12 protein-coding genes and 1 pseudogene are annotated in these 16,384 nt (G+C 63.8%); 3 read left to right on the plus strand and 10 right to left on the minus strand.

Translation table 11 applies throughout. The annotated features are described in order from the left end of the window. Nucleotides 1–35: 35 nt before the first annotated feature. Entirely contained in the window at nt 36–752 is a 717-nt protein-coding gene (locus ACGYK2_RS11945) for a GntR family transcriptional regulator (protein WP_271689262.1), read from the minus strand. A 124-nt stretch (nt 753–876) separates the two neighbouring features. Between ACGYK2_RS11945 and ACGYK2_RS11950 the strand changes: the two are divergent. The 3 genes and pseudogenes from ACGYK2_RS11950 (at nt 877) to ACGYK2_RS11960 (ending at nt 4,209) form a co-directional block, all read left to right on the plus strand. Beyond that, nucleotides 877–2,138 (plus strand): annotated as a pseudogene (locus tag ACGYK2_RS11950) (glutamine synthetase family protein). Beyond that, complete coding sequence (locus ACGYK2_RS11955; RefSeq protein ID WP_271689261.1) at nt 2,138–3,442, plus strand: FAD-binding oxidoreductase; 1,305 nt, start codon at nt 2,138–2,140, stop codon at nt 3,440–3,442. The pseudogene ACGYK2_RS11950 and the gene ACGYK2_RS11955 overlap by 1 nt, the downstream one beginning before the upstream one ends. Nucleotides 3,443–3,513: 71 nt before the next feature. Continuing rightward, entirely contained in the window at nt 3,514–4,209 is a 696-nt protein-coding gene (locus tag ACGYK2_RS11960; RefSeq protein ID WP_271689260.1) for a haloacid dehalogenase type II, read from the plus strand. Nucleotides 4,210–4,212: 3 nt separating this feature from the next. Here ACGYK2_RS11960 and ACGYK2_RS11965 read toward each other — a convergent pair whose 3' ends face one another. The 9 genes from ACGYK2_RS11965 to ACGYK2_RS12005 all read right to left on the minus strand — a co-directional run bounded on the left by ACGYK2_RS11965 (nt 4,213) and on the right by ACGYK2_RS12005 (nt 16,285). Next, nucleotides 4,213–4,947 carry an ABC transporter permease gene (locus ACGYK2_RS11965; RefSeq protein ID WP_271689259.1) on the minus strand — a complete coding sequence of 245 codons (735 nt, stop codon included), beginning with the start codon at nt 4,945–4,947 and terminating at the stop codon, nt 4,213–4,215. Continuing rightward, nucleotides 4,944–5,879, minus strand: a complete 936-nt coding sequence (locus ACGYK2_RS11970; protein WP_271689258.1) for an ABC transporter ATP-binding protein — start codon at nt 5,877–5,879, stop codon at nt 4,944–4,946. The genes ACGYK2_RS11965 and ACGYK2_RS11970 overlap by 4 nt, the downstream gene beginning before the upstream one ends. After that, nucleotides 5,876–6,961 (minus strand): ABC transporter permease, encoded by a 1,086-nt coding sequence (locus ACGYK2_RS11975; RefSeq protein WP_271689257.1) that lies wholly within the window; start codon nt 6,959–6,961, stop codon nt 5,876–5,878. The genes ACGYK2_RS11970 and ACGYK2_RS11975 overlap by 4 nt, the downstream gene beginning before the upstream one ends. 98 nt (nt 6,962–7,059) lie before the next feature. After that, on the minus strand, nt 7,060–7,974 hold the full coding sequence (locus ACGYK2_RS11980) for an ABC transporter substrate-binding protein (protein ID WP_271689256.1): 915 nt from the start codon (nt 7,972–7,974) through the stop codon (nt 7,060–7,062). A 187-nt stretch (nt 7,975–8,161) separates the two neighbouring features. Continuing rightward, nucleotides 8,162–11,212 (minus strand): efflux RND transporter permease subunit, encoded by a 3,051-nt coding sequence (locus tag ACGYK2_RS11985; RefSeq protein ID WP_271689255.1) that lies wholly within the window; start codon nt 11,210–11,212, stop codon nt 8,162–8,164. A 4-nt stretch (nt 11,213–11,216) separates the two neighbouring features. Further along, nucleotides 11,217–12,296 (minus strand): efflux RND transporter periplasmic adaptor subunit, encoded by a 1,080-nt coding sequence (locus tag ACGYK2_RS11990; RefSeq protein WP_271689254.1) that lies wholly within the window; start codon nt 12,294–12,296, stop codon nt 11,217–11,219. 2 nt (nt 12,297–12,298) lie between these two features. Continuing rightward, on the minus strand, nt 12,299–12,889 hold the full coding sequence (locus ACGYK2_RS11995) for a TetR/AcrR family transcriptional regulator (protein WP_271689253.1): 591 nt from the start codon (nt 12,887–12,889) through the stop codon (nt 12,299–12,301). Between the two features lie 120 nt (nt 12,890–13,009). Then, on the minus strand, nt 13,010–13,921 hold the full coding sequence (locus tag ACGYK2_RS12000) for an AEC family transporter (protein WP_271689252.1): 912 nt from the start codon (nt 13,919–13,921) through the stop codon (nt 13,010–13,012). Nucleotides 13,922–14,041: 120 nt separating this feature from the next. Further along, nucleotides 14,042–16,285: a TRAP transporter permease gene (locus ACGYK2_RS12005; protein ID WP_271689251.1), complete on the minus strand. Its 2,244-nt coding sequence runs from the start codon at nt 16,283–16,285 to the stop codon at nt 14,042–14,044. Nucleotides 16,286–16,384 lie beyond the last annotated feature (99 nt).

Consider the following 16,384-nt stretch of genomic DNA (forward strand, 5'->3'; position numbering starts at 1 on the left):
CCCTGCGACTGCGACGAAACAGCCCCGCTTCTAACCTACGGCAGCCCGATCTCTCTGCCCGCCTCTGCCGCCAGCAGCTTGCGGCCCGTGTCGAGCACGCCGTCGACGATGTCATTGGCAATCGCCGCGCTCAGCGCCGCGCCATCGCGGGCAGTGAGGGCGGCCAGCACCTCTTTGTGGCGGTCGATCTGATAGTATTCCGCGACCTCGGTGATGACTTGGCGCTGAAACGGGCCGAGTTGCAGCCAGATGCTTTCGATCATCGGCAAGGACGCCTGCGCGGGGTTCACGGAGTAAAGCATCCGGTGGAAGGCTTGGTTCAGCAGCGTCAGTTGATCCGCGTTCCGCTCGGCCACAAAACGGTCCATGCTGCCGTCGATCTCGGTCAGCCGGTCGATCACGATGTCCGAGATATAGGGCAAGGCGCGCAGGGCGGCGTGGGTCTCAACCGCGATGCGCAGGGCGACCAGTTCCTCAAACCGCTCGGGGGTCATCAGCGGCACGGTCAAGCGGCGGTTGTCCTTGATCTGGATGGCATGTTCCGAACTCAGCCGCCGCACCGCCTCGCGCACCGGGGTCGGGCTGAGGCCGAGCCGCTCCGCAATGCCGCGCATGGTCAGCGAGGTGCCCGGCGTGATCGCGCCCAGCATGATCGCATTGCGCAGCCGCTCGTAAACATATTCCTGCGTCGTCCCGCCCGGAATTTCGGGGATTTCGGGAATGTTGAGCGCATCGTTATCGGTGTCGATCATCTGGCCGCCTTTAATCTTTCGCCGCCGACCATACGCGCGGGGGCAATTGACAGACAAGCGGATAGTGATATGACATTCCAACAAATGGTATCACATTTTCAGGTTCGATATCGAAAGGAACCCCATGTCCGAGAGCAAAGCCGAAGCGTGGCTGGCGCAACATCCCGAGATCGAATCGATCTTTGCCTGCGTTTGTGACCTCAACGGCACCATGCGCGGCAAACGGGGGAGAACAGCGAGTTGGTGTTCGAGACCGGGGATTCCGACGGGCTTTGCGATTTCACCGGGCGCCCCCTGATGCCGATCACATGGACCACGCGCCCCACGGCGCTCGCCATGCTCTGGATGCGTCAGGAAAACGGCAAGCCCTTCCCCGGCGATCCCCGCCGCGCGCTGGCCGAAGTGGCGGCCAAGTTCAAGGCACGCGGCCTGACCCCCGTGGTCGCCACGGAACTGGAGTTCTACCTTTTCGACCCGACCGAGGATCACCCGCAGGCGCCCTGCTCTCCGGTCACCGGCAAGCGGCTGGATTCCGACGGCGCGCTGTCGCTGGACGAGTTACAGCATTTCGATGAGTTCCTGAACGAGGTCTACGACGCCTGCGAGTTGCAGGGCATCCCGGCGGATGCGGCCATCTCGGAAAATGGGGCCGGGCAGTTCGAGATCAACATGCGCCATGTGGACGACCCGCTGCGCGCCGCCGATGACGCGGTGCTGTTCAAACGTCTGGTCCGCGGCATCGCCCGCAAACACGGCTTTGCCGCCACCTTCATGGCCAAACCCTATGGGGATCTGGCGGGCAGCGGCTTTCACGTTCACTTCTCCTTGGTGGATGAAAACGGCGTCAATGTCTTCGACAACGGCGGGGAGGAAGGCACACCCCTGATGCTCAACGCCGTCGCCGGTCTGCTGGCCACGATGCAGCAAAATACGCTGACCTTCGCGCCGCATGAAAACTCCTACCGCCGCCTGCTGCCGGGCGCCCATGCGCCGACCAATGTCGCTTGGGGCTATGAGAACCGCACCGCGGCAATCCGCATCCCGGGCGGCGATCATAGGGCCCGCCGTATCGAGCATCGCGTCGCCGGGGCCGACGCCAACCCCTATCTGGTGCTGACCAGCATCTTGGGCGGCGCGCTGTTGGGGATCGAGCAAGACATGCAGCCCGTCGCCCCGATCACCGGCGACGCCTATACAATGAAGCTCGACAACCTGCCGCTCGACTGGGCCACGGCCATCGACGCCTTCCGCAAGGGGCCGGATGTGCCCGGCCTCTTCTCTGCCCGGTTGCAGACCATGATGGTCGAATGCAAGACGCAGGAGTTGCGCAAATTCGCGCGGCAAGTGACCCATTTCGAATATGACACCTATCTGGAGATCGTCTGATGTCGCGCCATCCCTACGCCGGAGACGGCAGCCATACGTCAAGCTACTACGCCGCCTCGGCCAACCCCGCCCCCGCGCGCCCCAAATTGCAGGGCGATCACGAGATCGACGTCTGCATCGTCGGCGCGGGCTACAGCGGGCTGTCGACCGGCCTGCATCTGGCCGAAAAGGGCTATAAGGTCGCCATCATCGAAGGCGCGCGCGTGGGCTGGGGGGCCTCGGGGCGTAATGGCGGGCAGATCGTCAACGGGCTGAACGCGAGCCTGCAAACGATCAAGCGCCGCTACGGGCAGGACACCGCGACCTTTGTCGCCGGCCTCGTGCAAGAGGGTGGCGAGATCATCCGCGAGCGGGTCCGCACCTATGACATTCAATGCGACCTCAAGGACAAGAACATCTTCACCGGCCTCACCACGGCGCATATGCGCGAGCTGGAGGAGCGGCAGAAGCTCTGGCAAAGCTACGGCATCGACAATCAAGAGATGCTGGACAAGGACCAGCTGCGCGCCCACGTCAATTCCGACCTCTACGAGGGCGGGCTGATCGACCATTCGGGCGGCCATATGCACCCCCTGAACCTCGCCCTCGGCGAAGCGGCTGCCTTTGAGAAGAACGGCGGCACGATCTATGAGATGTCCCCCGTCACCCATGTCGATCACGAGGCTGCCCGCCCTGTGGTCCGCACGGCCAAAGGGACGATGACCTGCAAGACACTGGTGCTCTGCGGCAATGCCTACCTCGGCCATGTGGTACCGACGCTGGCCCCGCGTGTGATGCCCGTCTCGACCCAAGTGATGGCCACCGAACCGCTGAGCGAGACGCAGGCCCATGCGCTGCTGCCCACCGATGCCTGCGTCGAAGACATCCGCTATATCCTCGACTACTACCGCCTGTCAGGTGACAAACGGATGCTCTTTGGCGGCGGCACCGTGTACGGCGGCGCGGACCCGCGCGACATCAAGGCCAAGCTTAAACGCAATATGGACAAGGTCTTCCCCCAGTTGAAAGACGTGAAGATCGACTATGCCTGGAGCGGGAATTTCGCCCTCTCATTCAGCCGCGTGCCGCAGATGGGCCGGATCGGTGACAACACCTATTTCGCCCATGGCTACAGCGGCCACGGCGTGACCGGATCGCATACCTTCGGGCGTATCCTTTCCGAGGCGATCGACGGCGACCTCACCCGCTTTGACGTCTTCGCCAATGTGCCATGGTTCCCCTTCCCCGGCGGGCGGATGTTCCGCGTGCCCTATTCGGTCGTGGGGTCATGGTGGTACGGGCTCCGCGACCGTTTGGGTGTCTGAAACCTTTTGACAGGGCTGGGGGTTTCTTCACAGTGGCGGGCATGGCGCACGTCATGAGTGGAAGGACCCCCATGCCCGATCAAAAGCCCGCCTCCGTGATCGTCTTCGACGTGAACGAGACCCTGCTCGACATCACCACGTTGGAGCCGCTCTTCGCGCGCCTCTTCGGCGACGCCTCGGTGCTGCGCGAATGGTTCGCCGAGCTGATCCTCTATTCCCAGACCATGACCCTCTCGGGCCGCTACGCGCCCTTTGGCGCACTGGCGGGTGGCGTCTTGCGAATGGTCGGCGCGAACAAAGGCGTCGCGGTGACGGATGAGGACGTGGCCGAGTTGAAATCCCGCATCGGCTCCATGCCCGCCCACCCGGATGTCGCCCCTGCCCTGCGCAGGCTGCAAGAGGCGGGGTTTCGACTGGTCACGCTGACCAATTCGCCCCCGTCCCCGGCCCCGACCCCGTTGGAGAAAGCCGGGATCGCCGATTTCTTCGAGCGGAGCTTTAGCATCGACGTGGTCGCAAAATTCAAACCTCATCCCGCGACTTATCAGATGGTGGCCGAGGCGCTTGATCTGGAAACCGATGATCTCTGCATGGTGGCTTGCCATCTGTGGGACACCATCGGCGCGCAGGCGGCGGGCTGTCAGGGGGCCTTCCTCACCCGGCCCAACAACAACCTGATCGAGGTGCAAGAGGTGCCGCAGCCGCACTACCTCTCGGACGATCTGGCGGATTTGGCCGAGCAGATCATCGCCGCGAACGGGCGCTGATCCTCAGCCGCCCATGCGCCGTGCCAGCCGCGTTTCAAGCTGCACCATGGCGTCATAGATCAGCACCGCAAACAGGCCAACCGCCAGCCCGCCCTGCACCACGAAGGCGGTGTTATTGGTCAAAAGCCCCGCGATGATCACCTCGCCCAAGGTCCGTGCTGCCACGGTCGAGCCGATGGTCGCCGTGCCAAGCGCGATGACCACCGACAGCCGAATGCCCGTTAGCGTCACCGGCAAGGCCAGCGGCAGTTCCACCCGCCAGAGCCGCTGCCAACGGCTGAGCCCGATGCCGCGCGCGGCCTCCATCGTGGCGGGCGGCAGGTTGGTGAGGCCGGTGACCGCATTCTCGAAGATCGGCAGCAGGCCATAGAGGAACAGCGCCACCAGCGTCGGCCCCGCCCCGAAACCCAAGGCCGGGACGGCCAGCGCCAGCACCGCCACGGGGGGAAAGGTCTGGCCCATATTGGTGATGGTGCGCGACAGCGGGCGAAAGGCCGCGCCCGCCGGGCGGGTCACGAGGACCGCCAGCGTCACCGCCACCACCGTTGCGGCTGCCGAGGCCATGGCCACCAGCGCCAGATGGCTCAGCGACAGCGACAAGAGCGAGGCGCGCGTGTAGATCACCGGACCATTCGCCGGGGCCAAGGGCGCAAGCAGCGGCGTGAACCACTCAGGCCGCAGGACCAAAGCCACCAGCACCGCCACCAGAAGCGGCCGCAGGATCCAGCCGATCCTCATGCGTGCTGCCCTGCCCTTGCGCGGATTGCATCGAGGGTCACGCGGCCCATCGGCAGGCCGTCTTTCGCCACTGGCACCGCCTCGCGCCCGGACCAAAGGCAGGCCGACAGCGCGTCGCGCAGACTGGCATCGTCGGGCAGCGCTTCGCCTTCGGCGCTGCCCTCTTCCACCAATTCCGCGACGGGGATCAGTGAAAGAAGCCGCAGGGGCCGCTCCACATCGCCGACCATATCCGCCACGAAATCCGTCGCGGGTGCGGCGATGATCTCGGCCGGCGTGCCGTGCTGCACCAGATGCCCCCCGTCCATGACCGCCACCCGGTCGCCCAACCGGATCGCCTCTTCCATGTCGTGGGTCACCAGCATGATGGTCGACCCCAGCCGCTGCTGGATGTGCCGCAGGTCTTCCTGCGCGCGGGTGCGAATGATCGGGTCCAGCGCGCCAAAGGGTTCGTCCATCAGCAACAGATCGGGCCTTGAGGCCAAGGCCCGCGCCACGCCAACCCGCTGCTGCTGCCCGCCCGAAAGCTCCGCCGGATAACGGTCGCGGAATTGCGCGGGGTCCATCGAGAAAAGCGCAAGCAGCTCATCCACCCGCGCCGCGATCTTCTCGCGCGGCCAGCCAAGCAGTTGCGGCACCGCGCCGATGTTGCGCCCCACCTTATGATGCGGGAACAGCCCGTGGCCTTGAATGGCATAGCCGATGCGCCGCCGCAGGATATGCGGCTTGACCGACAGCGTGGAGTCGCCGTTGATCCGCACCTCGCCCGAGGTCGGTTCCTCCAACCGGTTGATCATCCGCAAAAGCGTGGTCTTGCCTGAGCCTGAGGTGCCGACGATCACCGTGATCGTGCCCGTCTCAACCGTCATGGATACGGAATCCACCGCACGAATGTCGCCATAGGTCTTGGTAATGCGGTCGATCTCGATCATGCGCTGTCCTTTGGGGTCTTGCGGGTCAGTTCGACCAATATGTCCATCACGATGGCCGCCGTCAGGGCCAGCACCACGGTCGGCAGGGCACCCAGCAGGATCAAGTCGGTCGCGGTTTGGTTCAGCCCCTGAAAGACGAACGTCCCGAAGCCCCCGCCGCCGATCAGCCCGGCGATGACGGCCAGCCCGATGTTCTGTACCAAGACGATGCGCAGCCCGGTGAGGATGATCGGCAGGCCCAGCGGCAGTTCCACCCGCAACAGCCGTTGCAGCGGCGTCATCCCCATGCCCCGCGCGGCCTCAAGCGCCGCAGGCGGAGCCGAGGCCAGCCCCGCCACGGTATTGCCGACCACAGGCAGCAGCGAATAGAGCACCAGCGCCAGAAAGGCGGGCGCAAAGCCGATGCCCGCGATGCCAAGCGCCCGCGCGCCGGGCAAATTGGCCCCCACCCAACCGAGGATCGGGATCATCAGCCCGAACATGGCGAGCGAGGGAATGGTTTGCAAAAAGCTCAGCACCGGCAAGGTCGCCCCGCGCAGCCCGACAAGACGGTGACAGAGCACGCCAAGCGGGAAGCCAATCACCGCCGCCGCGGCGAGAGAGCCGAAGGCCAGCCCAAGATGGCGCAGGAATTCCCGGCCAAAGGCACCGGCCCGGCTGGCGTATTCCTGCATCACCGAAAGCTCCGACAGCGCCCCCGACCACAGGATCGCGCCAAGCACCGCAAGCACGCCCGCCAGCACGGCCCCGCGCATCAGCGGCCCCGGTGCCATCGCGGCAAGCGCATCTGCCATGAGCAGCATGAAGACGACCAGCAGACACCAGAAGCCCACCGAGGGCGAGACACGGGCATAATCACCCGCTTCGGCCAGCAGGCCGGAGGCGCCTTGGGTCAGCAGCCACAACAGCCCGCCCAAGCCCAAAGCCGCCCCGGCAATACGCAGACCATTGCGGCCCGCAGGCAGCCCCATCAGCAGCCCCGCCCCGATCGCCGCAAGCCCCGGCAGCACCACCGGCAGGCTGGCCACGCCCCATGCCATCACCCCTTCGCCCGCCACGATCCGGTTGGCGGCAAGGGTCATGAAAGGCACGCAAAGCGCTGCCGCGCCCAGCACAGCGAACAAAAGCCCCGGCGCAGAAATCCCTGCGCCGGGGCCAGTTATTGTGCGGGCGGCGGAGATCAGTCCAGCACCCCGGTCTCGGTCAGATAGGAGCGTGCCACGGCTTCCGCCGGCTCCCCGCCGACTTGAATCCGACCGTTCAGCTTTTGCAGCGTCGCCATGTCGAGCCCGGAGAAGATCGGGTTCAGCACTTCGGCGATCTGGGGGTATTCCTCCAACACCTCGGCGCGGACGATGGGGGCGGGTTCATAGACCGGCTGCACGCCCTTGTCGTCTTCCATCACCACCAGCCCCGTGGCCCCCACGCCGCCATCGGTGCCGTAAACCATCGCCGCGTTCACGCCCGATGTGCCACGCGCCGCCGCCTGAATGGTCGCCGCCGTGTCGCCGCCCGACAGGATCACGGTCTGGTCTTGGCTCAGCTCGAAACCATAGGTTTCCTGCATCGCGGGCAAAACAGCCGGAGAGGACACGAATTCGGTCGAGGCGGCGAGCTTCACCTCACCACCCTCGGCCACCCATGCGCCGAAATCTGACATGGTGGTGAGGTCATTTTCCTCGGCCACCGGGCCGGTCACGGCGATGGCCCAAGTGTTGTTGGCCGGTGCGGAGTCGAGCCAAGTGACGTTATTCTCACCGCCGTCCAATTCCTTGGCGCGGGCATGGGCCTTGGCCGCGTCTTTCCAAACATCGCTTTCCGCTTCGTTAAAGAAGAAGGCCGCGTTGCCGGTGTATTCGGGGTAAATGTCGATCTGGTCCGACAGGATCGCTTCGCGCACGACCTGCGTGCCGCCGAGTTGCAGACGGCGTTCAACCGGCAGACCCGCATCTTCGAGCGCCAGTGCGATGACGTTGCCCAACAGGCCGCCTTCGGTGTCGATCTTCGACGATACGGTGATCTCAGCCGAGGCGGCAGAGGCCAAAGCGGCGGCAAGGCCAGCGGCTACGGCAGTGGAAAGAATGCGGGGACCCATGGGCGAGAACTCCTTGAAACAATGGCCTGACACGGCGACATGCCGTTTGAAAACGGTAAGGTAGCTGGCATTTTCGCGAAACCAAGGCGGGATTGCACGGCGGCACGGAATTTTTACCGCCCCGAGTACGACAAAGGGCGCGCCCGGAGTGACCGAACGCGCCCTTTGCCTTGCCGCCACGCGCCGGTCAGGCGGCGCGGGCAGCCTCCGCCTCCCGCGCGGCGCTGCGCTTGAAGAAAAGGAAGTAGAGCACCGGTGCCGCGATCAGCGTCAGGACCGAGGCAAAGGCCAGCCCGCCCATGATCGTCGCCGCCATCGATTGGAAAAAGGCATCTGACAACAGCGGCAGCATCCCCAGAATGGTCGTCGCAGCGGCAAGGAAGACCGGACGCAGACGCGAGGTCGAAGCGGTAACGATGGCCTCTTTCAGATCCATCGTCGGATCGGCGGCGCGGGTGAGGTCGATTTCTTCGACCAGCACGATGCCGTTCTTGATCAACATCCCCGAGAGCGACAAGAGCCCCAGAAGCGCGGTAAAGGTGAAGGGCAGACCCGTCCCCAAAAGCGCCAGACTGACCCCGTTCACCGCCATCGGCACCAAGAGCCAAATGATGATCGGCTGTTTCAGCGCGTTGAACAGCAGGACCGAGATCAGAACCATGATGATGATGCTGAAGGGCAACTGCTTGCCCAAGGCGGCCTGCGCCTCTCCCGCGCTTTCCAACTCGCCCCCCCATTCCATGGCATAGCCTTCGGGAATTTCCATCGCCTCGATGGTTTCCTGCACCTCGGCCTGCACCTGCGCCGCCGTGACGCCGCGCGGGATATCCGCGCCCACGGTGATCACATCGGCCCGATCGCGACGGTAGAGCAGCGTGTCCTGCGGCTCGAACCGGAAACCGTCGATCACCTGCTCCATCGGGACCAGCGCGTTGGTGTTTTGCGCATAGATCACATGGTCCGTCAGCGCCAAATCGGCATCCTGCGGGGCGCGGATCACGATGGGAATCTGACGATCCCGCTCGCGGAAGGTGCCGCCGCTGGTGCCTTCGGTGGCGAATTTGAGGGTCTCGGTGATTTCGGTCCGCGAGATGCCTGCGTCCTGCGCGCGTTCTTCGGCATAGATCGGACGCAGCACCAATTCACGCTCGCGCCAGTCCTGACGCGGGGTGATGATATTGTCCGACGCCGCCTGCATCCGGTCCATCGCCTCATCCGCGAGATCGCGCAGCACATTGGGATCGCGGCCCGAGAAGCGCACCTCGATCGGGGCACCGCCGCCGGGGCCAAAGGCCAAGCGCTTGGCCCGGAACTCCCCTTGCGGAACCGCATCGGCGGCGAAGGCCTCAAGCGCGTTCATCTCGTCTTGGATCACCTCAAGCGAAGACACCCGGACGATCAGATGCCCATAGCTGGGGTTGGGGTCTTCGGCCTGATAGGTCAGCATGAAACGCGCCGCGCCCTGCCCCGCGTAGGAGGTCACGTCTTCGACATTGTCCCGCGCCACCAGCCAGTCTTCGAGCACAGCCAGATCGTTGGAGGTCTGATGGATCGACGACCCTTGGGGCAGCTTGTAATGCACGAAGTAGAGCGGCGTGTTGCTGTCGGGGAAGAACTGCTGCTTGATCTGACCAAAGAGGGCATAACACACCGCCGTCCCGGCAATCAGCGCCACGATCACCAGCCAGCGCAGCTTGAGCGAGGCACGCAGCACGGCGGCATAGCCCTTGAAGATCGCCCCGTCATAGCCGCCAGCCCCACCTTCGACGCCGCGTTTGAAAAAGTAGTGCCCCAAAAGCGGCGTGGCGGTGATGGCCAGCACCCAAGACAGCAGCAGCGAAATCGCGATCACGGCAAAGAGCGAGAAGAGGAATTCACCCGTGGCATCGGGGCTCAGCCCGATCCCGGCGAAAGCCATGATGCCGATGACGGTCGCCCCCAAAAGCGGGATCTGTGTCTTGCTCGCCGCCTCGGTCGCCGCTTCGCGCGAGCTTTTGCCCTGCTGCATGGAGATCTGCATCCCCTCGGCCACAACGATGGCGTTATCGACCAGCATCCCCATCGCGATGATCAACGCCCCGAGTGAGATACGCTCCATCTCAATCGCGCCGAGCGCCATGAAAAAGAGCGTCCCCACCACCGTCAGCAACAGGGTGGAACCCACGACCACCGCCGCGCGCCAGCCCATGAAGACGGCCAGCACGGCCACAACGATGGCGACGGACATGGCGAGGTTCAGCAAAAAGGCGTTCGACGCCTCTTCGACCACCGCGTGCTGGCGGTAGATGGATTCAATCGAGATGCCCAAGGGCAGCGATTCGCGCAGCTGCGCAAGCTTGTCGTCCACCCGCTTGCCGATATCGACGATATTCTCGGTCGCGATCCCGGCCACCCCGAGGGTAAAGGCCTCCTGCCCGTTGTGGCGGATCACCAGATCGGGGTTCGCCTCGCGGGTGCGGTAGATGTTGGTCACATCGGCAAGGTTGATCACCTGACCGCCAACACCCACCGACAGGGCGGCGATCTCGGACACGCTGTCAGAGCCTTCGGGCCGCTGGATCAGGGTGCGCCCGTCTTCGTCCTGAATGGCGCCGCCGTCGACGATCTCATTCGCGCTCGATACCGCGCCGACAATGGCCGAGGGCGGAATGCCGAGCGTGGTGCTCAGCGCAAGTTGCGGTTCGACATAGATGACTTCATTGGGCAGGCCCGAAAGCGCCACATCCGACACGCCATCCACCAGCAGCAATTCCCGCCGCAGATAGCTGGAGAGCTCGTTGACCTCGGCGTCGGAATAGCCCTCAGCCGTCACGGCGTAGTAAAGCCCGTAAACATCGCCGAAACCGTCGTTCACATAGGGCTGTGTCGCCCCGCTCGGCAAGGCTGCCTCATTCACGCGGTTGCGCAGTTTGGTCCAAATTTCCGGCAGTTCGGACCCGTCAAAGGTGTCCTGCATATTGACCGTGATCCACGACAGGCCGGGCTGGTTCATGGATTCGATGTCCTTGATCTCGGACATCTTCTGAATTTGCGATTCCAGCGGTTCGGTCACCTCAAGTGCGACCTCTTCGGCAGAGGCACCGGGGTATTGGGTCACGACCACGGCGGTTTTGATGGTAAATGCCGGATCTTCGAGACGGCCAAGGGTCGCGAAACCCCAGATACCGCCCAAAAGACAGGTCAGCATGATGATCCAAGTATAGATCGGGCGGTTGATCGACAGACGTGCGATATCCATGCGCTCAGTCTCCGAAACCGACGAAGCGGCGCACGGCGGCACCGTCTTCAAGCTGGCTTGCGCCGCTCACCACGATCTCTTGCCCATCGGATAGCCCGGCTTCGACTTTGACATCGCCGCGCGCGGTGGGGGTGATCTCAACCGCGGTGCGGGTCACGGTGCCTTCGCGCGCGCCGGTGGGGTCAAAGACCATGACATAGGTGCCGCGGTCATTGCCGACCACGATGGCGGTGTCGGGCACGATGATGCTCGACCCGCCGATGTTCAGCGTGGCGCGCACCTCGACCGAGGCGCCGGGCAGCGGCATGAAATCTTCGGGCAATTCCGCCCCAAGGGTGATGCTATAGGTCTGGCCGACATCCGCCGTCTCGGCGTTGTATTCGCGGATCTGCATGGGGTAGGTATTGGCGTTGGCCGGGAACTTGGCCATGAACCGCACGCTGGGGTCGCGGCCTGCCCGCAGAAACAGGGTTTCGGGCACGTCGATCTCGACCCGCAACTCAGACATGTCATGCAGGCGCACCACCGGCGTGCCCGCGCTGACGGTCGAGTAATTGGGCACCAACCGCGAGGCGACAATCGCATCGAAGGGCGCATGGAGGGTTGCGTTCTCAAGGTCGCGCTCGGCGTTACGCACGGCGATATCGTTGACCGTCACGGCGGTTTCCGCATCTTGCAAATTGACTTCGGCCACCGAAGACCCGGCGAGCTTTTGATAACGCTCCATCGTCCGGCGCGCCTGCGCGTCATTGGCCTGCGCCTGCTCTAGCGCCAGTTGAAATGGCTCCAGATCCATCCGAGCGACGACCGTATCTTCACTGACCGTGGCCCCCTCTTCGACCGGGAATTCCTCGATCTGACCGCCGACTTGAAAGGCGAGGTCCACGGTTTCACGTGCAACCACCTTGCCAAAGAACACACGCTCAACCTCGGCGTCGCTGACCTTGACCGTTTGCAGCTTTACCACCGGCATTTCGGCGGCAGCCACCATCGGCGCGGCGACGCCGGCGGCCAAGGCCAGCGCAAATCCCAACACCCGCCCCGCGCCGGTCCCGCGCGTCGTCTCAACAAGCCATTTGGCCATGGTCAGTCTTCCTTATGAATAGCATCCGGCACGGGCCCAAGGGCGGCGGTCAGACTAAGTTGTTTGAGGGTGCGCAGCTGCGCGAGAAAATGGTCACGGTCCAGCGCATGCATGCCAGCGGCCTTGGCGGAACGTTGGATGAAATCGGCCAGCGCCTCGACACTCAAGCCATTGCGGGTGATCGCCGCCTCATAGGGCATCAGCACCTTAGCGATCACGTCGCGAAAGCGCCCGGCGGAACATTGCAGCGCCTCTTGGCTGACGGCATTGGCCCCGGCGATGAAATCCTGCGCATTGGGCATCGCCTGCATCGTGTCATAGCCGCGCACCACCATCCGATCGAAAATAAGATCGAGCTGCGCCGCCAGATCGGGCGCATTGGGCATCTCTTCGGCAATCTCTTCCAGCGCCAGTTCGGTATAGCGCGCGATGAGCCCTCGAAGAATGTCGTCCTTGTTGCGAAACCGATTGTAGAGGGTCTGGCGCGAAACACCGGCCTCTTCGCACAGATCGCCCATGCTGGTGCGCTTGACCCCATAGCGGGAAAAGACATGCAGCGCAGCGTCAAGCACGGTCTTTTCAAGTTCGGTCATGCGGGCTCCTTGGCATTGGTCAAGGCGCAATTGGACATTCGAACCAAATATGTCAACCTGTAAATCAGCGACCATGCAGCCCGCGCAGATCACAATCGCGTTTCGCGCATGGAGCGCGCTCTAGGGCGCGGAGATCAGACTGCCGAGATAGAGCGTGAGCGGCAGGGTGAAAAAGCTGAGCAGCGTCTGCGTGGTGATGATTGCGGCCATCAAGGGCGCATCGCCGCGCATCTCACGCGCCAGCGTATAGCTGGCCACCCCCGTCGGCAGGGCCGCGAAGATCAGCGCGATTTGCAGCGTCAGCGGCGCCGGGTTCAGCACCAGCGCGGCCAGCAGCACCGCCAGCGGGTTCACCAGATGTTTGCCGATGATCGACAGGCCGATGACCGAAACCGAGCCCGACAGCCCGCGCAGCCGCAGGTTGGCGCCGACGCAAAGCAGCATGATCGGCAGCGCCGCATCCCCCAAAATGCGCGCGCTTTCATGCAAGACGGGCACATGGTGCAGCCCCGCGAAGTTAAAGAGCACGCCTGCCAGGATGCCGAGGATCAGCGGGTTCTTGACCAAGCCTTTAAGGATAGATTTGCCGCCGCCGCCCAACTGCCGGGTCATCAACGTCACCACCGTCACATTCACCACCGGCACCAGCAGGGCCGAACCCAGAACGGCAATCTGTAGCCCTGCCGTGCCAAAAACGGCTTCGGCAATCGCGAGGCCGATGAATGTGTTGAACCGCGCGCTGCCCTGCATCAGCGAACTGCCCTGTGGCGCGGCATAGGCCCGACCGAAGAGCCAGCCGCAAAAGATCGCTGCAAAGAACCCAGCGTAGAGCAGCAGGGCATAGTCGCCCAAGCCACCACTGAGGTCCGCCGCCGAGATCTTGGCAAAGAACAGCGCGGGCATCAGCACCCAATAGACCAGCCGGTCATTCAGGTTCCAGAACTTGGTCGAAGGGATACCGCCCCGGCGCAGGCCATAGCCCATGAGGATCAGCGCGAAGACCGGCGCGATGGCCAGAAAGATAGCGAACATATTAACCGCCCGGAAGGATCGCGCGGACCCTAGGCGCGGCTTGGCCCAGATGCAACAGGGAGCGTTGACTCAAACGGGCGGCCCCGGCCCCAAAGGGCCGGGACATGGATCAATCACGGATCAGTCGCTGCCATGTACCGCGATCTGCGCGTCGGCGGCGGGGCGGAACTTCCACTGTACGGCAAAGATCACCGCCGCCACTGCGATGCCGATGAGGTCGGTCATCAGACCGCCCGCGATCATGCAAAGCGCCGCGAGGATCAGACCCAGCCGGATGAACCAAGCCGCCCCGCTGCCCGCGAACCAGCCCTGCATGCCCGAAGACAGCAGATAGACCCCGAAGATCGCCGTGACACCGGCGCGGATCACCTCGAACCACGTGCCGTCCATCAGGATCGCGCCATTGTAGAAAAACATGAAGGGCACGATGAAGGCCGAGATGCCGATCTTGAAGGAGGCGACCGAAGTCTCCATCGGGTTGGCGCCCGAAATCCCCGCCGCGGCATAGCTCGCCAGCGCCACGGGGGGCGTGATGGCCGAGACGACGGCGAAGTAGAAGACAAAGAAATGCGCCGTCAGCAGCGGAATGCCCAGTTGCACCAGCCCCGGCGCCACGACCGAAGCCGCCACCGCATAGGCCGCCGTGGTGGGCATGCCCATGCCGAGCAGAATGGCAATACACATTGCAAAGAACAGGGCGAGGAATTGGCTCGCCTCCGCCAGCCCCAGCAGCACGGAAGAGAAACGCGCGCCGACACCGGTCAGGCTGATGACACCCACGATGATGCCCGCACAGGCGCAGACCGCGATGATCTGGATCGACATGATCCCGGCCAGGTCAAAGGCTTTGACGATGCTGCGCGGCCCCATGCGGAAGGGCGTGAACCACGACACCACCGCCGCTGCCGCCGTCGCCAGCGTGCCTGCGCGGATGATCGAATAGCCCATGAAAAGCGCATAGATCAGGATGATGATCGGAATGAACAAAAACACCCGGCGCAGCATGTCCTTGAGCTTGGGCAGTTCCTCGGAACGCATCCCGCGCATGCCCAGCTTGGCCGCTTCGAAATCCACCATGAAGTAGATCGACACGAAATAGAGCACCGCCGGGATGATCGCCGCCACGGCAATATCGGTGTAGGGGATGCCCGTGATCTCGGCCATGATGAAGGCGCCCGCCCCCATGATCGGCGGCATGATTTGCCCCCCGGTCGAGGCGGCGGCTTCGACCGCGCCTGCGGTCCGGGCCGGGTAGCCCACCTTTTTCATCAGCGGAATGGTCAGCGAGCCTGTCGCCACCACATTGCCCGCCGAGGTGCCGTTGATCATCCCCATAAGACCCGAGGCAAAGATCGCGACCTTGGCCGGGCCCCCGCGGGAGCGGCCCGCCGCGGCAAAGGCGAAGTTGACGAAATAGTCCCCCACCTTCGATGCCTGAAGGAAGGCCGCGAAGATGATGAAGAGGATGATATAGGTCGACGACACCGCCGTGGTCGGCCCCAGAATACCCGCATCGGTGTAGACTTGGCTAAAGAAGCGGGTCCACTGGATGTTGGGCGCGTTCAGAAAGCCCGGCAGCATGTCCCCCACGAAGACATAGACCAGAAAGACACCCGAAATCACGATAAGCGCAAGCCCCGCCACGCGGCGCGTCAGCTCCATGATCAGCGCGGTGCCCGCGACTGCGGCAATAGAGATACCGATGGGCGCAAAGGGCGTGCCCGTCGAGTTGCGCATCAAGGTGCCATACATGGTGATCAGGTAAATCGCCACGGCCACACCGCAGATAGACAGCAACAGGTCCGCCGGCGAAACCTGCCCCCGCTCGCGTCCGCGCAGCCAACCCACGACGATGCCGATGGCCGTCGCCGCCACCAGCGGCAGGCCATAGTGATAGATTTCGAGGGTCTTGAACTCGGGGCTCATGCCGTTCCACTGGGTGCCGCCAGCGATCTGGCTGGCAATGCTCCACGCGGTCCAAATCGAATAAAGCGCCGGGATCATCGCGGCCCATGCCACGAAATCCAGCGGATGACGGCCCTGCCCCTTGCCCTCATCCACAAATGCGCGGGCGGAATAGAGGGTAAAGCCAAGGATCAGCGCACCCGCGATGTGCACGATGCGGAAATTCCACGTCTCCATCGGGAAGGTCGGCAAAAGCGGGATGCGGATGCCGGTCAGTTCTCCGATCGACATGCCGTTGAGTGCTGCCATGTGAAAGAAGGCATAGATCGCCGACATGGCCGCAACAACCAGATAGGTGCGACCGGTGAATATGCGACGGTTGCTTTCTACCGGTTCGTCATCGACCCCTTCGGCGACAATCGGGCCCTGCGGATCGGCGGCGCTATGCTGGTCTGTCATGGAGGCTTCCTTTCCCGATATCTGCGCGGGATCTGTCCCGACAATCAGGCGGGATGATGGCAAGATGCCGCCCCGATTAGGGACGGCATGCAAGTTTGT

This window comes from Sulfitobacter sp. 1A10359 (assembly GCF_043558145.1).
GTDB classification, from domain to species: Bacteria; Pseudomonadota; Alphaproteobacteria; order Rhodobacterales; family Rhodobacteraceae; genus Sulfitobacter; species Sulfitobacter faviae.